The organism is Dellaglioa sp. CoH-56-MRSF-14 (assembly GCF_056782115.1).
In genome coordinates, this window is the sequence record NZ_JBXAYB010000002.1 from 188576 (window position 1) to 208815 (window position 20240).

Here is a 20240-nt window from a genome sequence, read left to right on the forward strand (position 1 = left end):
AGAAACCGAAAGGAATTACAAAAGTCTTATGGACAAACAAAAGAAAATTTCCCTAACAAGTTTCATTTTAATGATTTTTACAACTATTTTTGGATTTGCAAATACTCCCGTCGCCTTTATTCAAATGGGTTACGCTAGTATTATCTGGTACGTTTTAGCAGCATTCTTCTTTTTCTTACCAACTGCTTTGATGTTTGCAGAATATGGTTCAGCTTTAAATGAATCAAAAGGTGGCATTTATTCTTGGTTAGCTGAATCAATTGGCCCCAAACTTGCTTTCACAGGAACATTTATTTGGCTTTTTGCATGGATTGTCTGGATGGTATCAATTGCATCTAAAGTTTGGATTCCACTTTCAACAATTTTTTCTGGAAGTGATCAAACACAATCTTGGGCTATCTTTGGCCTATCTTCAACACAAACTATCGGTATTCTTGCAATTCTTTGGATTGTGCTAGTTACCTTTGTCGCTAGTCGAGGTATCAGTAGTATTGCCAAGATTTCTTCAGTTGGTGGTATTGCTATTTTAGGTTTAAATGCTATCTTTTTACTATTAAGTATTGTTATTTTAATTGTTAATCATGGTGCACTCCAAGAACCATGGCATGGTATGACAAGTATTATAACTTCTAGAAATCCTAGCTATCAATCACCTATCGCCCTAATTTCATTTATTGTTTTTGCCATCTTTGCATACGGTGGTATGGAATCAGTTAGTGGTGTTACAGATAGTATTAGAAATCCTAAGAAAAATTTTCCAAAGGGTTTAATCATTTCCACTTTATTAATTCTTTTTGCTTACTCAATCTCAATCTTCTTCTGGGGTGTTAGTACAAACTGGAGTAAACTTGGTGGTCAAAATGCCAACTTAGGTAACATCTCTTACATATTGATGGAAAACTTAGGTAATTTTGCAGGTCAAAGCTTTGGTATGAGCGCAAGTGCTTCGACAATTTTTGGTCATACACTTGCTAGAATTACTGGTTTAAGTATGTTCATGGCTTATACAGGTGCATTCTTCGTCTTGATTTACTCACCACTCAAATCATTTATTCTTGGAACACCTAAGGATATCTGGCCAGCAAAAATGACGAAATTAAATAAGCATAGTATGCCTGAATTTGCAATGTGGATTCAAGCTGCCGTCGTTATTGTCATTATCATGGCTGTTTCATTTGGAGGTTCAAATTCAACATTATTCTATTCAAAATTAACGTTAATGGGAAATATCTCAACTTCTGTACCTTATCTATTTTTAATTGGTGCATTTCCATTCTTTAAAAAACGTCAAGACTTAAATCGACCTTTTGAAGTTTATAAGAATAGAACACTTACAAATATTATTACTATTGTCGTCTGGTTAGTTTTAGCCTTTGGAATTATTTTCACTGTTATCAGCGATACATTAAGTAATGCTCTCTGGATGATATCTGGTCCTGTCCTTTCTGGACTAGTTGCTTTCCTTTACTACACACGTTATGAGAGAAAAATTAAAAAATAAACTAAAAAAAATCGTAAACAATTTTTATTGTTTACGATTTTTTATTAGTTTTTAACAAGACTTTCTAAGCTAACATTACCTGTTAATAGTCCTGAATTATCTCCATGTAATGCTAAACTGTTGAATCGTTCATTAACGACAAGTTGCATGTTCTCATCCATATAAGTTTTGCTGTACCCTTTTACTCTAATGGGACCTAAATCTGAATCAATTGTTCCATCATATGCCTTGCTATCGTTCTGGTCATCAATTACTAACATTCTAAAGCTTGAATCTAACGTACATGTTCCTTCATTTGATAAAGCACCAACACCATCGTCAAAATCAAGCAAGATTTCTGAATCATTACCCATAAGTTTCATAATCTTGCTTTTTGCGTCTTCACTTATTTTTAAATACATGAAATTACCAGCTTTCTTATTTAATAATTACATTGTACACCACTGATTATTTTAGACAAGCATGACGACTCAGGTTCATCATGGTATGATAGTTCTAATTAGAAAGAGAGGAATATAATGACCAAAATTAGTATAGTAAACAACTTATTTGATAGTAGTTCACAATTTAAAAGTTCACATTCAATCTTTCAATTTAACGTTAATTCACAACTAAATGAACAAGCAGACGCTCTTTTTCTTTCATACTTCTCAATAGATATCCATGAAAAAATTCTTGAATCTTCTATGATGCAAAAATTACCTATCTATTTATCCAAAGAGGCATTTGAATTAAAACAACAATTTGTCTTACTAGGTAAAATTAGTGAAACACACTTAAATTACAAAATTATTCCGATTAACACCGCACTAACTATTGGAGATTTTACAGTGATTGGTTTTTTATCAGATTCAGTACACACGGGTTCATTAGCTTTTTTAGTAGAAGATGAAAAGCAGAAGTACTCCTTCTTAGCTGGTGATACTCGCTTAGCTGGACCTCATAAAAAGAGAACGAAGAAATGGATTCACGACTTAAACCGACTACCTTTAGATGTTCTAATTTTAAATACTGTCGACACAACAGATACTAATTACTACACTGAAATTACGATTCTAGATCATCTCATTAAACTTTTAAAAGTCGAAGAATTAACTGCTATTAACGTTGCCAACGAAAATCTTTATTTAATTCATAAGTTAGCGACAGTAGCTAACAAGTTAGAAAAAATAATCGTACTAGATAAGCCAACCTCCCAATTATTGACGTATTTTTATCCTGATTCAGAAGTGATTTCATTAAATGATGCTACTTCTGTAGGAATTAAAAGGCATCCTGAGAAATATATCTTGGTAAATATAGAAAATAAGTTAGGCGATTTTAATTTGTCTACCCAAAATAGCTATTCACTGACCGATTTATTGGAAAATAATAAAGATAGTCTCCCAATCAATTCACATTTATCTTCATTAGAAGTACCTGAATTGTTAAATCGATTAACGCATAAACCTAAGCAACTTATATTGATAGACCAAAATTTTAACAATACTATTGTAACTTATTAATATTTATTCTATGGTATATTTATTAATCATTTAAAAGGACGTGAATTTGTTGGTTTTTTCTTATTTTAAAAATCCTAAAAAACATGAATTATTTTTAACCTTCTTATTAGGAACATTAAGTGCTTTTGGTCCATTATCATTGGACATGTATTTACCAGCATTACCAGTTATTCAACAACACTTACATACAACTGCATCGCTTACCCAGTTGACGATTACGACTTGTTTACTTGGATTGGCGCTTGGCCAATTAATAGTTGGACCCTACAGTGATAAAATTGGCCGTAGAAAGCCATTACTTTTGGGACTCATCTTGTTCGCTGTTACCTCTATCATCGCAGCAACAAGTCAGAATATAACAATTTTGGTTATTATCCGGTTATTGCAAGGTTTAGCGGGATCTGCTGGTCTTGTAATCTCTCGAGCAATTGCTAGAGACCTATACACCGGAAAAAAATTAACCAGTTTTTTCTCGCTCTTAATGGCTGTTAATGGAATTTTCCCGATTATTTCGCCCATACTTGGCAGTTTTATTCTAAAATTCACATCTTGGCGCGGTATCTTTGTTATCTTAACTGTAATTGGTTTTCTTTTATTTCTTCTTGTATTAGTGACGTTACCAGAAACTAACCAGATTGTGCCAGAGAAGTCGCAATCAAATACTGGTGATTCAACGAAAAAAATTCTTAAAAGTTTAATTTTTGATAAATTTTTCTTGAGTTATGCTCTAATTCAAGGCTTTATCTCAGGTGCAATGTTCTGTTATATTTCTGGATCATCATTTGTTTTACAAAATCTTTTTGGTCTATCCTCTAATATGTTCAGTTTAGTCTATGCAATTAATGGTTTAGGTATCGTTATAATGTCTCAATTAAGTTCACGAATTTCAGATACTTTTTCTGAACAGACTGGTCTAAAATTAGGTGTTTACCTTGCCTTACTTGGTAGTCTACTATTAACGACCTCATTATTTATTAGTAACTCGTTATTACTAGTGCTCATCAGTTTATTTTTAATTGTTTCAATGGTTGGTATCGTAAATACAACGGCCTTCTCATTAGCTATGCAGAAACAAGGGCAACACGCAGGAAGTGCTTCTGCCATACTTGGTGTTGGTATGAATCTAGTTGGAAGTATTCTTTCTCCATTCGTTGGGATTATGGGGGATCATTCTTATGTTCCAATGACAATTTTAATCTTACTGTGTGAAATTTGTGCCTTGGTCATTTACTTAAATATTTCCACAAAAAAAGCAGAACTATAAGTTCTGCTTTTTTTGTGGAAATATTAGTTTGTATAACGCAAAAACTTAATAATATAACTCTTTAATTATTTATACTAAAGGTGTGACATCTGATTTTGTACAGCTGTAACCTTTATGTAAAATGGGTACTATCTACAAATTGGTACTACCAACCATATTTTTAAAGCTTATTTTATCTACTGATATATATTATTTATTTTCTGTTAAACCCAGTTTTATTTGACATTCTGGACAATATCCAAACGTCTCGACATGTGTACTTTCAATTATATAACCACTTTTATTTTCCGCCTCTTGCTCTGCCTCATGAAAAGTTAATTCTGTAAATATATCTGTTATTTTGCCACAGTTAAGACAGATAGCATGATAATGTGGAATACCAAAATAATCGTAGCGCATTTTACCATCATCGCCATTAGACAATTCTATCACTAATTTTTGAGCAACTAATATTTGTAACGTATTATAAACGGTAGCTATGCCTAACCCTACGCTTCCATCTTTAATTCCGTTAAAAATTTGTTCAACAGATGGGTAGTTATGTTGCGTTACTAAATATTCAAGAATTATTTTACGCTGTGGTGTTATACGTACGCCACGTTCTTTTAAAATTTCTAAAGCCTGGTCAAGATTTTTATCGATCAATTTAACGACCCCCATTTTCTTAATTCACTCTGTTCATTATCTCATATTTCATAAAATATGTGGACTTTATCTATTGAATTGATTTATAATGATTATATATTTAGAATCATTATAACAAAGGAGAGAGAGTTATGTCTAAAAAATTATCTTTATCTCAGAAAATAAATGTTTTAAGAGCTAGTGTTATGGGAGCTAATGATGGTATTCTTTCCGTTGCTGGGATTGTCATTGGTGTCGCTGGCGCTACGAACAATAATTTTTCTATTTTCATTTCAGGTATTGCTGGTATGCTTGCCGGTACTGTCTCAATGGCTATGGGAGAATATGTTTCTGTAAGTACCCAAAAAGATTCGCAAGAAGTTGCTACTGCCAATTCCAAGTACAATCTAAAACATAATTATGATAAGGAATATAATTATGTTTATCAAAAATATTTTAAAACAGGTATTTCTTCATCCTTAGCATTAAAAGCTACAGATGAAATGATGTCGGCTAACCCATTAGATACTATTGTACGTGAAAAATATGGCTTTGATCCTAACGTCTATACGGATCCTTATGCGGCTGCGATTGCATCAATGATTTCTTTTCCGATTGGATCATTGCTGCCCCTACTTGCAATTACTTTATTCCCTGCTGAATTTAAGGTCATTGCCACATCTATTTCTGTCATTATTGCACTAGCTATCACAGGATTTAGTGCTGCAACTTTGGGTAACTCAAATCGGACAAAATCAGTTATTCGTAATATTATTTCTGGTATTTTAACAATGCTAGTCACTTACTTTATTGGTACTTTATTTGCTCATTAGGAAAGGACACTTAATTTCATGACATCTGAAACCAAAATTAAACAAAAAAAATACAAAACAATGGATGAAAAACTTAATTCACTTCGTGCAGGTATACTAGGATCTAATGATGGTATTTTAACTGTTGTAGGTGTCCTGTTCAGTGTTGCAGCAGCTACAACAGATAATTTCATTATTTTCATCGCTGGGTTAACTGATCTAATAGCTTGCGCATTTTCTATGGCAGCTGGCGAATATGCCTCTGTCAGTTCACAAAGTGACACCGAAAAAGCAGCTGTTGCCGTCGAAAAACAGCGTATGATTACGAGTCGTACTGATCAAATTCATGATGTTCAAAATTTTTATACGGCTAAGGGCGTTTCTGAAGAAACCTCTTTTGAAATTGCTACAGAATTAATGCAAAAAAAGCCACTAGAAACGATTATTAATGTTAAATACGGTCTCGAATTAGGACACTATATGAACCCTTGGGATGCCGCTTTTTCCTCACTAATCTCTGCAGCTTTAGGTGGTATTTTCCCACTACTTGCCATTATTATATTACCAAACAATTGGAAAATGATAGGTACAATTATTGCGGTTTCAGTAGCTGTAGCTTTAACTGCCTTTATTAGCTCCAAATTAGGTGATGGTAAAATTAAAGTTGCCATTATACGAAATATTATCATTGGTTTAATAACCATGTTAATTCATTATGGAATTGGCCAGTTTTTTTAGACATATCATTATGAAACCCCGCCCAAACTAGTTAAATATTTTTTCCCAACTTATTTGTTGTCATAGATACATTTTATATAGCGCATTAGCTTTCAAAATGTTTATAAATTTTGAACTAAACCACTTTATACTCTTAAAATTCATACAAAAAAGTTCTAATCACTTAGCGATTAGAACTTTTTTAATATCATTGATCAGCAATAGTTAACAAAGGCCTATATTTTATACTACTTTCAATAATTAAATACAACACTCGCCATCGACATTGTCTGTTTAATTGATATACTGTACATATTTAAGATCATTAAGACTATTTTTACAATGTGCAACTATACATAGTTCATCACAATAATAATCAAGCACTACTCTAAATTTTCTTATCATCTGGTCCACTATTTTTAGAATTTTGGGAAGCAATAATATACTGTTCAATTAAAGCAACAATTTGCTTATTTTGTGGTAAATCAGAATGTTCCGATTCATTTCCTGTGACAGTTATTTCTGTATAGGATTTCGCTTGATTTTGATAAATATATTTTCCGGCATTAACACTTTGATATGGAACAATTCCATCATTATTGTAATTATCTGTTCCAGCAATCGAGTACAACACTAAGTTAGTTGGAATTTTTTTTCGATTCTTTACAAAATCCGCTAACATCTGTGTTCTTGTACTCTGATTAGTTTCTTCACCATTATATGGTGAACCTATCGTCATTAACGTATTAATTGAGGCCGCTTTATCATCAAAATATTCTTCTAAAAATGTCGTATAAATAAGACCTCCGTTAGAGTGCCCGATACCATTAAATTGATTAAATTTATATTTATCAGCAAGATACGTAAACGCTATATCAAACCATTTAGCTTGTTTTTTTATACTATTATAGCCATTCGAATTATCTTCAAAACCAACAACTATGAAAGGTTGCATATCTCGTTTAGCTATTTTACCAGTAATTTTAAGTTTTCCAGTTTTCTGAACCGTTATCTTTAACAAACTATGCGTTCGATTTGTTGAAGTATTTAAAACATCAATCAATTCATCAAATCGATCTTGATTTGCACTGCTTCCTGGTATTAAAATAACTGGATTTAACTTTGAATTATGAATAATTCGGCTTGTTTTGACCTTTTTAGTGTTCCATGTATTTGCCGGTACGATAACAGCTAAAAAACAAGCTAAGATAGCTATCCAAATAAACACGTATTTAACTATTTTCCGTTTATTTTTCATTTAGCTTACCTCCATCAATATTCATTGCCTTATTATTTAATTTTACAAACGGCATATAAATTAAAACTGTAATAATAAGCACAATTCCTGATACAACTAATGTACTCCAATACCCATCAGTTCCTAAAAATGCCATTAATGGTGCTGGAGTCGTTTCAGGTAAGCTGTAAACTGCTGGAGGTATCCACTTAAAGTAAATACAGAAGTACCCAATCAACATTGAAACGATGGGTGATAAGATAAACGGAACCATTAAAATAGGATTTAAAATAATTGGTAACCCAAACATCAATGGAAAATTAATATTCACAAAGCTTGGAATAATTGATATTTTTGCTATTTTACGACTATTTTTATTTTTAGACATTATCAATATTGCTATAATTAAAGATAAGGTCATTCCTGTTCCACCAAAGCTACCAAAACTGTCATAAATTGTATGTATAGAGATAGGAAAAGGTACACCAAAAGACGTGCCATGCTTTAACGCATAACTTAAGTTACTGACAACCGAAGTATCATCTAAGCCGCCTTGTGCAATTCCTAAAGAACCAGAAATTCCTATACCAGATAAAACAGTATTGAAAAAGGATAAAAATAAAATAGTTATAATTAAATGCCTTGATTTAACTTCTGTTAATCTAAACATAGAATATAAGAGACCATTCACACCGATTTGATTAACCAATGAAACTAACATGACTAGTCCAATTAAAATCCCCAATATTATCACTATCGGCAACAGACTCTCTAAACCACGAGAAATAAATGTATATTGATCTACTTTTTCTTGCTTATTTTTAGGTGAAAACCATTTAAAGATATATCCTACAAAGACCCCCAAAATCAGTGAGATAAAAATCCCTTTAACACCTAACTCTTGAATCAAGAATGTCCCCTGATCACTATCAGGGTTTAAACTTGATAAATTATAATTCAAAATAAGCATCCCGACTGCCCCAGTGAATCCTGCAATTTGTTCATCTTTTTTAAAGGACCGAGTCATGTATTTTGCGCTCAAAAAAGCTGTCATTACTGCGATAAAACTCATTGTAACTGTATTAATAATTTCGAATATATTTGTTATGATTTTTTCATAAGGTAACCATGATGAAATATTATATACTTGATTAAAGAACCCTTGTTCTGATAAAACGCTAGAACTAAGCGCCATACTAAAACTTCCAATAATAATAAACGGTAAGATAATTGCAAATGTTTTTTCAATTGCTTGATAAACAAAAGTTTTTTTAAAACGTAAATCAACTCTTAACAATTTTTGCGAAAACGTCACCCATAGTTTATTCATTGAATAACCCCCTTATCTATTTTTTATTATAAACCAATAGTAACCCAACAACAAAATGTTAATTATAAACTTTGAGGGTGTACACTTTCTGGTGTTGGTAAAATAAAATTCATCAACACCAGTTTTTTATTCTGAAAACAAAAAAAGAGGCCACCGGCCCCTGCTATGATTAAGTTGCAAAACATAATCAAAAGCGAGGGATGCTGATGATCACAATTAATTCCGCACTATTACTATTAGGAACAGAAGACGAAAATATTAAGAAAATTAACGTTTCCGATGATTTTGTTAGAATAGTATCACGTAAAAGAAAAGTTAATATCATAGATGCACCATTAACATACATACCTCCAAGAGACCCAGATTGTGGCTATTTAACTATGATCAAAAATGGAACACGTTTAGTTAATGCTAGAATTTCTAGCGTAAATGGCTATGAATTTCATTTGCGATTACGGAACCAACGCTTTATTTGGGCTTCATGTCAAAGTGCGATTGATGCTGAAACACATAATTTTGTAGCGATACTGCCTAATCGTTTTAACAGTGTTATTAAGGAACATTTTTTTAATGCATATATTCTAAAAGAAAGACAATTTGTAACCTCTGTTGTTGTAGACCTGAATGCTCAATATCAAAGTATCATTCATCAACTATTCCCAAATGCTTAAATAATTATTGATCGTTTTCATTTAGTTTAACTGGCTGGTAAAGCCTTAGATTGTGTTCGTATAGATACTTTAAATCAGATAATTGATCATAAAAATAGAGAATATAAATCTTTAAAAACTCAGTTATTAGAAAACTATCAACCAAATAACAGTGAAATGGATACTGTAATAACCACTTTCATAAAGAATCCACATTATATTGAAAATATTTTTATCTTCAACTTATTAAAACGGTCCTATAGAAGGACTTAATCGAAAAATTAAAACACTTAAACGTAGCAGTTACGGTTTCGGAAACTGACATCATCTTTTTGAAAGAATTTTATTAATTCATAACTAAAAAAAGGAAATCCTTTTGGATTTCCCTTAATTAGATTAGACGTTTATTGTCTCACCATCACTATTTGACGCAGACCCAATTTAATCTACGCTTTTGATTATAAACAAAAGCCCTAATGTAATTCCCCATTCTATTACCAATATAATAATCAGTTCCCACAAAGGAATTATAGTTAATAACAAAAATGCACCACCTGGGAGTGAAAGTACTAATATACTCACTGTAATAATAAAAAAATATTTCCAAAAACGTTTTAAATATCTATTAGGCATTATAGCTAGGATTATTAACAATAAAAATGTTAATAATCCCATGACCACTGCCAAATCGTCCCATAATGTGCCTCCAAAATAATATGAAAATGGCGCTAATTTTCCATGTATTACTATACTTGGATAAATGAGACCACCATAACATAATCCACTAAAAAGAAGTAGTCCCCGAAGTATCCATCCGCTTGCTTCTTTAATTACTTTCATTTTAAAACCCCTCTCTCAGATTATTATGATGTTATTTTATGAATATCATTTGGCTTGAACGGACTACTAAAATTGCCAAGCAATCCATAATGTTTCTTTTTTCTATATGCCTCAACATGAGCACCCTTTTTGTATATTGCTGAAAAAAATCTTTCTTGCTCGCATGCTTTGCTTTGTCATCTTATGCAATCATTTCAGTAAGAGTAGTTTTAGCACCCGGCTTAACTTGATTTTCATATACAGGCCAAATAGATGAACTACACAAATCATAAAACTCTTGATAGTTCATATCCTATTGCTTAATTTTACCCTCTTTGACTCCTATATTATATGCTTTAGTTATATCACGGCTCATAAATGTATCCTGAGCATAAATATGATTAGGTACTAATAATACTGAACAAAACTTCATTAAAATAGCTATTACTTTAATACTTTTTCATTAACAACAATCTAACGCTATCATAATTTTAATGTTACTTCAAATAATTTAACTATAATATTAATCTAAGTTAATACTTTAAAAACTTAAAAAAGCCAGCCTCTTAAATTAATACTTTTTTCCGTAATGCACAAAAAGAATTAAAAAATTGATAAAAATATATCTATATGTTATTGAAAATATTAATTATAAACTTTAATTAGAAATCGAAAACTTATAATTTCTGCCCCTTTTCTGCCCCTTTTAGCGACTTTAATGCGACTTTTTGAAGCAAGGTTCAATTATATAGGTCTACCAAATTTTTAGACAAATAAAAAAGCCTTGATTACCAAGGCTTTTCAACGTCAATCTAACGGCGAGCTTCTTTAATACGAGCAGCTTTACCATTAAGGGCACGTAAGTAGTACAATTTAGCACGACGAACACGACCATGACGGATAACTTCAATTTTAGCAACACGAGGTGAATGCAATGGGAAAGTACGTTCAACACCGACACCGTTACTAATTTTACGAACAGTGTAACTTGAACTAATACCTTTACCACGGCGTTTTAAAACGACACCTTCGAAAAGTTGGATACGTTCACGTGTGCCTTCAACAACACGGGCGTGAACTCGAACAGTATCACCTGGGCGGAACTCAGGAATATCTGTACGTAATTGTGCTTCTGTAAGTTTTGCGATCATTGGACTCATAATTTGGATCTCCTTTTCAACAGAAATTCATTCACATTCACTATGCCAGCGGAATATCGTAATTTTATGTGGCTTTTAACCACTTTTAAAATTGTATCATATTACTTTATAGGCGTAAAGGTTATTTCCTTTACTTTCCAGATTTTATGTCAGCTAACCATTCAACTTGTTGTTTAGATAATTGAATATCTTTCAACAAATCTGGTCTTCTCTCAAATGTTCGTCTCAATGATTCTTTTTGACGCCATTCATCGATTAATTTATGATTCCCATTTGTTAGAACTTCAGGAACTTTCATCCCTCTAAAATCAGCTGGCCGTGTATATTGCGGATATTCTAACAAGCCGTTTGAAAATGAATCTCCGGGAGCAGATTCTTTATTGCCTAAAACTTCAGGTAACAATCGAACAGTCGCATCAATCATGACCATGGCTCCTAGTTCCCCACCCGTTAAAATGTAATCACCAAGTGAAACCTCATCAGTTACAAGTTCGCGGATACGTTCATCATAGCCTTCATAGTGACCACAAATAAATGTTAGATGTTCTTCTTTCGCAAATTCTTCAGCCACATTTTGGTCAAATTTACGTCCTGCTGGATCTAAAAGGATAACTTTACCTTTTGTGTCAGATTCCTTTTGAACAGCTTCTAAAGTGTCAAAAACTGGCTGTGCTTGTAATAACATACCTGCACCACCACCATATGGGTAATCGTCCACATGATTTTGTTTATCAGTTGTAAAATCTCTAAAATTAGTAATTTTTAAATCAAGAACGTCCTTATCAATTGCCTTACCAACAATTGATTGTTTCATGGGACCATCAAACATTTCTGGAAATAAACTCAAAACATCAATTTTCATATTTAGTCGTCCAATCCTTCTAAAAGTTCAACCGTTACAATATTGTTATCAATATCGACAGTTTTTATAACATCTTTAATAACTGGTAACAATAAATCACCCTGTCCCTGACGCTTAACAACCCAAACGTCATTAGCTCCTGGGCTTAAAATTTCATAAATAGAGCCAATTTTTTCTTCATTTTCATTTTGGACATCTAAGCCGATAATTTGATGGTAATAGTAATTACCTTCTTCTAATTCCCGAAGACCTTTATCAGCGACTTTAAGATCTAATCCTTTATACTTCTCAACCAGGTTAATATCTTGTAATCCTTCAAACGTCACGAGTTCAAAATTTTTATGATGTCTATAGGTCATAACCGTTAACGAAATAACTTGTTTTCCGCTCTTATCAAACAGATACAAGACGGTTCCCTTTTTAAAACGCTCAGAAACGAAGTCAGTTGTAGCCATAACTCTAACTTCTCCTTTGATTCCATGAGTATTGACGATTGTTCCTACTTGATAATAATCCATATTTACTCCTTTTTATTGTAAAATAAAAACTCCCAAACAAAACATTGCTGCTTCATTCAAGAGTTACTATTTTAATCTAATATGTTTAGACGCACTCGTTTCGAACTTGTTAAACGCACACCATAGATTATTGTTCTAATAGCTTGCGCAACTTGTCCGTGCTTCCCAATAATACGGCCAATATCATCTGAATTCACAGATAATTCAAAATAGACATAATGATCATCTTGTTTCTGTCCTATTTGGACATCATCAGGATTTTCAACAAGCGGTTTGACAATTGTTAAAATTAAACTTGTCACTTCTGCTTCAGTCATTTAATCGTCCTTATTTTTTAGAGAATTTAGCTTCATGGAATTTCTTCATGATGCCTGCATTTGAAAGAATGTTACGTACAGTATCTGATGGTTGTGCACCATTGTTCAACCAGTTTAAAATACTTTCTTCTTCAAGTGTTACTGTTTGTGGTTCTGTTAATGGGTTGTAAGTACCAACGTTTTCGATGAAACGGCCATCACGTGGTGAACGTGAATCAGCTACAACGACACGGTAGAACGGTCTCTTTTTAGAACCCATACGTTTTAAACGAATTTTTACTGACATTAATATACACCTCCTGATATCTACTTCAACAATAATTAATATACCAGTTATTTATCAGCTTGTAAAGGTTTTTTTCTTGACAGTTAAAATAAATTATCAAAATGTCCCTTAAGCCATACCAGTATTGGTTATTTAATGATTATTTTCTAGAGTTTTTATTTTTCTTCATACGTTTTTTCTTGTTTTTCTTGTTCTTACGAACCATAGAATTCATAGACATCTTAGCTAAGCGACCTGTTACGCCCTTGCCAAGCATCCCTTCCATACCTTCAAAATTACCGCTATTCATTTTCTTCATCATTTTCTTCATTTCGCCAAATTGCTTAATCATTCGGTTAACTTCAACAATTGGACGACCTGCACCAGCAGCAATACGTCGTCGACGACTGGGGTTCAAGATGTCTGGATTTTCGCGTTCTTTAGGTGTCATTGAGTATACTGTCGCACGCATATGGTCAATATCCTTGGGATCCATTTTAACATTCTTCATAGCTGGATTATTAGCCATCCCTGGAATCATCTTCATAATATCTTCCATAGGACCCATTTTTTGTAATTGATCCATTTGACTTAAAAAATCATTAAAATCAAATGTATTTTCTTGAAATTTTTCAGCCATTTTAGCTGATTCATTTTCATCAAAATCTTGTTGTGCTTTTTCAATCAGCGTGAGCATATCACCCATGCCTAAAATTCTTGATGCCATACGATCTGGATAGAATACGTCCAAATCAGTTAATTTTTCACCTTGTCCGATAAATTTAATTGGTTTACCCGTCACTGAACGAATTGATAACGCAGCACCACCACGAGTGTCACCATCTAATTTAGTTAAGACGACACCAGTAACATCTAATTGTTCATTAAAGCCTTTAGCAACATCTACCGCACTTTGTCCAGTCATTGAATCAACAGTCAAAAGAATTTCATTTGGGTTCGCTAAGGCCTTAATTTGAGCTAATTCGTCCATTAGCGTTTCATCAATTTGTAAACGACCAGCTGTATCAATAATAATGTAATCATTTTTATTTTCTGCAGCTTGTGCTAAACCTTGTCGAACAATTTCAACAGGGTTTACTTTTGTACCCAATTCAAAAACAGGTATTTCCAAATCTCGACCTAAAACTTGTAATTGGTCGATAGCAGCTGGACGATAAATATCGGCTGCTATCATTAAAGGTCTCGCATTTTCTTCTTTTTTTAATGTTAAAGCAAGTTTACCAGCTGTGGTTGTTTTACCAGCCCCTTGTAAACCAACCATCATAATAATTGTTGGTATTTTAGATGACTTGTTCAATGGAACAGCTGTTTCACCCATGACTTTAGTTAATTCTTCATTTACAATTTTGACGATTTGTTGTGATGACGTTAAACTCTCAAGTACTTCCGCACCAATTGCACGTTCACGAACAACCTTAACGAACTCTTTAACCACTGTAAAGTTAACATCGGCTTCAAGTAAGGCTAAGCGAATTTCACGCATAACCTCTTTTAAATCAGTTTCAGATATTTTACCTTTGCGACGGAGTTTCGTCATCGCATTTTGTAATCTTTCTGTTAATCCTTCAAATGCCATTTTTAACTACCTACCCTTACTCTTCGTCTAATTCTTCTAATTGATTAATTAGATCGGTTAATTTTTGATCCTCTTTATAAGTACTATCTGTGTATTGCTTAATTTGGTCTAATTTTTCATTACGTTGAATAAAATTATGATACAAATTCAACTTATCTTCATAATCTTCTAAAATTTTTTCTGTTCGTTTGATATTATCATAAACGGCTTGCCGACTAACATCAAAATTGTCCGCAATCTCACCAAGTGAAAAATCATCACCATAGTACATGGCCATATATTCAGCCTGTTTTTTAGTTAATAATGACTCATAAAATTCAAACAATGCATTTACTCGATTTGTTTTATCAATCGCCACTAAAAAAACTCCTTCGTTTTTGTTTCATTCAGTCCTACTTAGAAGGGTACCGATTTTAGCCCTAAACGTCAATAGCAAAAAGAAGTCCGATTAGTTTAATCTGACTTCTAAGATTATTCTTCTGTTGATTCAGGTTGTTCTTGAATAAGTCCTTTAAACAAACCATAAATGAAATCTTCTGCATTAAAATCACGTAAGTCATCCATTTGCTCACCTAATCCAGCAAGTTTTACTGGTAAATGCATTTCATTACGAATGGCTAACACGATACCACCACGAGCAGTTCCATCTAGCTTAGTTAATACAATACCACTCACATCAGTTGTTTCTTTAAATTGTTTAGCTTGGATTAAAGCATTTTGACCCATTGTTGCATCCAAAACAAGTAAAACTTCATGAGGTGCATCTGGAATTTCTCGAGAAATGATTCGTTTAATTTTATCTAATTCATTCATCAAGTTAACTTTATTCTGCAAACGACCAGCTGTATCAACTAGTAAAATATCGTAATCTTCTTCTTTGGCACGTTTTACCGCGTCAAAAATAACAGAGGCTGGATCACTTTTTTCTGGTCCACGAACGATATCGACATCAACACGACGGCTCCATTCAGCAAGTTGTTCTATTGCACCCGCTCTAAATGTATCTCCAGCAGCTAAGAGTACTTTTTTGCCTTCTTCATGATAACGGTGTGCTAGTTTCCCAATAGTTGTTGTTTTACCAACGCCATTAACACCAACAAATAAAATAACAGTTGGACCTGATTCAGCTTGCGCAATAGAATTATCTTCGTCTTTACCCTCTGATTCATACAAATCTACCAATTTTTCAATAATTGCTGCAGAAACAGCATCTGGATTGCTTACATTTCTTAATTTAACTTCTTCTTGTAACTCACGGCTAATTTTCATAGCCGTTTCAAATCCAACATCAGCTTCAATTAAAGTTTCTTCTAACTCTTCAAAAAAATCTTCATCGACTGTTCTAAAATTAGCAAACAGTGAGTTTAAGCGTTGTCCAAAGGTTTTTCTTGATTTTTCAAGGCCTTTATCATATTTTTCTTGTTCAGATGATTCTGGTTCTTCACCTGTAAAAGCTTGCTTAATTCTACTAAATATTCCCATCTGTAGCGCCTCCTAATCTTTTATTAGTATATCAAACCGTTTTGTCTAATGATACCGAAACCATTTTAGAGATACCAGACTCTTGCATTGTAACACCATACAAAATATTAGCTTCAACCATTGTTCCATTTCGATGCGTTATCACAATAAATTGCGTTTCTTGATGAAATGATTTTAGATAACTAGCAAATCGAGCTACATTTGCATCGTCAAGCGCAGCTTCTGCTTCATCCAAGATACAAAAAGGAACTGGTTTTACTCTTAAAATAGCAAATAGTAGCGTAATTGCGGTCAAAGCTTGTTCTCCGCCAGAAAGTAAACTCAAACTTTGAACTTTTTTACCAGGCGGCTGCGCTAGAATATCAATTCCAGTTGTTAAAAGATTTTCTGGATCAGTTAATTCTAATCTAGCTTTACCACCACCAAACATAACAGGGAATATCTCCTCAAATTTCTTAGAGATATCAATAAAACTAGCTTTAAATCTTTTTTCAACTTCAGTATCCATATCCATCATAGTTTTCTTTAATTGTTCATCGGCTTCTAATAAATCATTTTGTTGGTCTAATAAGAATGAGTAACGTTCATTAACTCTTTCAAATTCATCAATCGAGGCCACATTAACCTCACCAATTTCTTTTAGCCCTTTTCTCAATAATTTTTGTTGCGCCAAAATTTGTTCAAGAGGTTGCTGACTTTCTAATTTTTCAGCCTCTTCAAAAGTCTGTTGAAAATCACTAGCTAGCTTAGCTAGAAACTCATCAAGCGACTCATTAAGTTGTTGTTGTTGATTTTCAGCTTTGATTTTATCTGCAATAATATTTCTCTGCAACTCAGATAAACGAGATAAATGGCTATTTTCTTCAGTTAAAGTTTGATTAATATTAGTTCTGTTCTTTTTAAAATCAGCTAACTTTAAATCGGCTTCTTCTGCTTGCCTTTGAAATTCTTGTAATTCTTTTTGGATATCTTTTTCTTTCACCTGACTATTTTCGGTATTTCTGAGTAAGTCTTGATGTTGTTGATTTATCAATGTAGCTTTATCAACTAATTCCTGAATATCGTTATTCAGCAGCATAACATTAGCGTGTTGCTGTTTTAATTGTTCTTGGAATACTAATAAACTTTCACGATGGTTTTGTTTCTTAACTTGTTGCTGCTGTTCAAATTGATTACTATTTTTTAATTGTAAGTCAATATCAGAAATATCATTATTTGCTACTTGTATTTGTCGTGCTAATTCAATAATTTTTTGTTCATTGTCTTTAAATTTTATTTGGTTATTAATTTTATCAGTTTGATTTTTTTCAAATTCATCATATTTTTCAGTCGTTTTAAGTTCTTGCTGTTCTAAAATTAACCGACTAGTTGTTAATTTAGATTGTGTTGTTTGATATTGACTTTTTAAATCAACAACAATCAATTCAAGCGACTCGATCATTTCTTTTTGCTTTTCAACAGTCACTCTAGCTTCATTGCCACGAACTTCACGAGCCTCTAATTCTTGTTGCATTTTTTGGATACTTTCATCTAATTGTAGAATAGTTTGCTTCTGATTTAACAATCCACTGGTATGTTGCTGTTTACCACCAGTTATTGCACCACCTGCATTTATTACTTCTCCAGTCCGTGTGACAACTTTAACTCGATGATTCAAATCACGACTAACTTTAATTGCCGTATCCATATCTTCAACGATAATTGTTGTCCCTAGCAAATACTGACTAATTTCAATAAATTGAGGTTCAACTTTAATTAACTCTGACGCAATACCGATGACTCCTTCATACTTTAAGACGAAACGTTGTGCATCACCGATAGAACGTCCCTTAATAGCTGAAATAGGCAAAAATGTTGCCCGACCAAATTTATTATCCGTTAAAAATTTAATTGCATTCTTTGCAACAGACTCTTCTTGCACAACTACCTGTTGTAATTGCGCACCCAATGCTGTCTCTATTGCTTGATTAATTTCCTTTGGGACCGTAATTAATTCTGCCACTGAACCATATAAACCAGGAAACTTATTTTTTTCTTTTAAAATTGCTTTAACGCCTTGATAATAGCCGTTATAACTATTTTGCGTCAAAAGTAGATTATCCTTTTTATTTTTCGCCTGTACTAAAACGTTTGATGCTTCAAACCATCTACGTTGCTGTGCCTCGTAAGAATCGTTATTTTTTTTCAAGGCAATCTTTAATTTAGCTAATTCTTTTTCTTCATTAATTAATTTATTATCAATCAAATTAAATTCAGTTTTTTTAGTTTTAAAATCGTTTTTTGCTTGTGTTAAATACTCTTGTTCAGTAGCTAATAAGTCATCATTAACCTTAGCCTGTGAATCAAAATTTAATGTTTTTTGTAAAAACTCATTCTCACTTTGTAATCGTGTACGTTGTTGAATAGTATCATTAACAACGCGCCTTAATTCTTTTGAACGATCTTGTCCAGAAATATCCGCTGTTTCTAACGTTTTATCAATCGCTTCAATAAACATGTTCTCATCAGTAATATTTTTCTGTAAAGCTAATGACCGCTTATCTAAATTAGCTAATGACTCTTGTTTCAAAATAATTTGTTCATTCACCGATTCTTGTTCTTTTTTTAATTCTGTTATTTTTTGCTTTTCAAAATCTTTTTTTTGAGTTGATATATTACTTTGACCCATCAACCGTTCTTTATTAATTGTTAAATCTAATAGTTTGTTTTGTGTATGATCAATCATTTTTTCAATATTCTCTAGTTCTGAGCGATAACCTGCAATTTCATGTTCTTTTACAGTGACCTTAGTCTTATAATCACTATCCATTTCAAGTAACTTATCTAACGAATGTGTGACATCCCTTTTTAGTTGCGATTGCCTTTTAATTTCTTTAACCAACCGACTAAGTTCTAACTCATCAAATTGCTTTTTTTGAGATAAATAATCCTTTGCCAAACTACTTTGCTCACGTAAAGGTTCAACTTGTCCTTTAAGTTCAAAAATAATATCAGAAACCCGGTTAAGATGACCTTTTGTTTCTTCTAATTGGCGAGTGGCAATATTTTTTTCTTGTTTATATTTTAAAACACCAGCAACTTCTTCAATAATCGAACGTCTGTCTTCGGGCTTACTATTAAAAATTTCAGCAACTCTACCCTGAGAAATGATTGAAAATGACTCTTTTCCAAGACCAGTATCCATGAATAGATTGGTTATATCTTTAAGACGACACTGCTTTTGATTAATTAAAAACTCGCTGACACCATCTCTAAATAATCGTCTTGTAACGGTTATTTTTTCAGGATTATCTTGAATATAAAAATCAGAATTATCAAAAATAATACTAACTTCAGCACGATTAACTGCTGATCTGTTCCCTGAACCAGCAAATATAACGTCAGGCATTTTATTTCCACGTAAATTTTTGGCTGATTGTTCACCAAGTACCCAGCGAATTGCTTCAATAATATTACTTTTACCGCTACCGTTAGGACCGACAATACCAGTCATCCCGTCTTTAAATTCAATTGTTGTTTTGTCTGCAAATGATTTAAAACCATTAATGACTAAAGACTCTAATTTCATCCGTCACTAACC

Annotated in this window: 20 protein-coding genes; 6 read left to right on the forward strand and 14 right to left on the reverse strand. The window is 32.7% G+C overall.

Translation table 11 applies throughout. The annotated features are described in order from the left end of the window. Positions 1–28: 28 nt before the first annotated feature. On the forward strand, positions 29–1501 hold the full coding sequence (gene yjeM, locus AC1RPX_RS02700; RefSeq protein WP_481761280.1) for a glutamate/gamma-aminobutyrate family transporter YjeM: 1473 nt from the start codon (positions 29–31) through the stop codon (positions 1499–1501). A 44-nt stretch (positions 1502–1545) separates the two neighbouring features. On the opposite strand, the gene AC1RPX_RS02705 is transcribed toward yjeM, so the two are convergent. Then, complete coding sequence (locus AC1RPX_RS02705; RefSeq protein WP_481761279.1) at positions 1546–1902, reverse strand: iron-sulfur cluster biosynthesis family protein; 357 nt, start codon at positions 1900–1902, stop codon at positions 1546–1548. Positions 1903–2019: 117 nt separating this feature from the next. Between AC1RPX_RS02705 and AC1RPX_RS02710 the strand changes: the two genes are divergently transcribed. After that, positions 2020–3006, forward strand: coding sequence for an MBL fold metallo-hydrolase (locus tag AC1RPX_RS02710; protein ID WP_481761278.1), 987 nt, complete (start codon positions 2020–2022; stop codon positions 3004–3006). 49 nt (positions 3007–3055) lie between these two features. Next, complete coding sequence (locus tag AC1RPX_RS02715) at positions 3056–4270, forward strand: multidrug effflux MFS transporter (protein ID WP_481761277.1); 1215 nt, start codon at positions 3056–3058, stop codon at positions 4268–4270. A gap of 189 nt (positions 4271–4459) precedes the next feature. Here AC1RPX_RS02715 and AC1RPX_RS02720 read toward each other — a convergent pair whose 3' ends face one another. Next, complete coding sequence (locus tag AC1RPX_RS02720) at positions 4460–4915, reverse strand: Fur family transcriptional regulator (RefSeq protein ID WP_481761276.1); 456 nt, start codon at positions 4913–4915, stop codon at positions 4460–4462. 131 nt (positions 4916–5046) lie between these two features. On the opposite strand from AC1RPX_RS02720, the gene AC1RPX_RS02725 reads away from it, so the two are divergent. Together AC1RPX_RS02725 and AC1RPX_RS02730 are read left to right on the forward strand one after the other, a co-directional pair. Further along, complete coding sequence (locus AC1RPX_RS02725) at positions 5047–5727, forward strand: VIT1/CCC1 transporter family protein (RefSeq protein ID WP_481761275.1); 681 nt, start codon at positions 5047–5049, stop codon at positions 5725–5727. A gap of 18 nt (positions 5728–5745) precedes the next feature. Beyond that, positions 5746–6444, forward strand: a complete 699-nt coding sequence (locus AC1RPX_RS02730; RefSeq protein ID WP_481761274.1) for a VIT1/CCC1 transporter family protein — start codon at positions 5746–5748, stop codon at positions 6442–6444. Positions 6445–6811: 367 nt separating this feature from the next. Here AC1RPX_RS02730 and AC1RPX_RS02735 read toward each other — a convergent pair whose 3' ends face one another. Both AC1RPX_RS02735 and AC1RPX_RS02740 read right to left on the reverse strand, forming a co-directional pair. Further along, complete coding sequence (locus AC1RPX_RS02735; protein WP_481761273.1) at positions 6812–7681, reverse strand: alpha/beta hydrolase; 870 nt, start codon at positions 7679–7681, stop codon at positions 6812–6814. After that, positions 7671–8990 carry a PTS transporter subunit EIIC gene (locus AC1RPX_RS02740; RefSeq protein WP_481761272.1) on the reverse strand — a complete coding sequence of 440 codons (1320 nt, stop codon included), beginning with the start codon at positions 8988–8990 and terminating at the stop codon, positions 7671–7673. Before AC1RPX_RS02740 ends, AC1RPX_RS02735 begins: the two co-directional genes overlap by 11 nt. 206 nt (positions 8991–9196) lie before the next feature. On the opposite strand from AC1RPX_RS02740, the gene AC1RPX_RS02745 reads away from it, so the two are divergent. After that, positions 9197–9661: a transposase gene (locus AC1RPX_RS02745; RefSeq protein WP_481761271.1), complete on the forward strand. Its 465-nt coding sequence runs from the start codon at positions 9197–9199 to the stop codon at positions 9659–9661. A gap of 420 nt (positions 9662–10081) precedes the next feature. Here the strand turns inward: AC1RPX_RS02745 and AC1RPX_RS02750 are convergent, their stop codons facing one another. From AC1RPX_RS02750 to smc, 10 genes are all read right to left on the reverse strand, one after another. After that, positions 10082–10480, reverse strand: coding sequence for a hypothetical protein (locus tag AC1RPX_RS02750; RefSeq protein WP_481761270.1), 399 nt, complete (start codon positions 10478–10480; stop codon positions 10082–10084). A gap of 791 nt (positions 10481–11271) precedes the next feature. Beyond that, complete coding sequence (rplS, locus tag AC1RPX_RS02755; protein ID WP_057973468.1) at positions 11272–11619, reverse strand: 50S ribosomal protein L19; 348 nt, start codon at positions 11617–11619, stop codon at positions 11272–11274. Positions 11620–11749: 130 nt separating this feature from the next. Further along, positions 11750–12481: a tRNA (guanosine(37)-N1)-methyltransferase TrmD gene (gene trmD / locus AC1RPX_RS02760; RefSeq protein WP_481761269.1), complete on the reverse strand. Its 732-nt coding sequence runs from the start codon at positions 12479–12481 to the stop codon at positions 11750–11752. Between the two features lie 2 nt (positions 12482–12483). Next, on the reverse strand, positions 12484–12999 hold the full coding sequence (gene rimM / locus AC1RPX_RS02765) for a ribosome maturation factor RimM (protein ID WP_481761268.1): 516 nt from the start codon (positions 12997–12999) through the stop codon (positions 12484–12486). A 71-nt stretch (positions 13000–13070) separates the two neighbouring features. Next, a complete protein-coding gene (locus AC1RPX_RS02770; RefSeq protein WP_409022598.1) occupies positions 13071–13316 on the reverse strand; it encodes a KH domain-containing protein in 246 nt (81 codons plus the stop codon). Between the two features lie 10 nt (positions 13317–13326). After that, on the reverse strand, positions 13327–13602 hold the full coding sequence (rpsP, locus tag AC1RPX_RS02775) for a 30S ribosomal protein S16 (protein ID WP_409022599.1): 276 nt from the start codon (positions 13600–13602) through the stop codon (positions 13327–13329). A 139-nt stretch (positions 13603–13741) separates the two neighbouring features. After that, positions 13742–15178: a signal recognition particle protein gene (gene ffh, locus AC1RPX_RS02780; RefSeq protein WP_481761267.1), complete on the reverse strand. Its 1437-nt coding sequence runs from the start codon at positions 15176–15178 to the stop codon at positions 13742–13744. Positions 15179–15194: 16 nt separating this feature from the next. Further along, positions 15195–15536, reverse strand: a complete 342-nt coding sequence (locus tag AC1RPX_RS02785; protein WP_409022601.1) for a putative DNA-binding protein — start codon at positions 15534–15536, stop codon at positions 15195–15197. Positions 15537–15649: 113 nt separating this feature from the next. Continuing rightward, a complete protein-coding gene (gene ftsY, locus AC1RPX_RS02790; protein ID WP_481761266.1) occupies positions 15650–16660 on the reverse strand; it encodes a signal recognition particle-docking protein FtsY in 1011 nt (336 codons plus the stop codon). Between the two features lie 31 nt (positions 16661–16691). Then, the gene (gene smc / locus AC1RPX_RS02795) at positions 16692–20228 is read right to left on the reverse strand and encodes a chromosome segregation protein SMC (protein WP_481761265.1); all 3537 of its coding nucleotides are present in this window, start codon (positions 20226–20228) and stop codon (positions 16692–16694) included. Positions 20229–20240 lie beyond the last annotated feature (12 nt).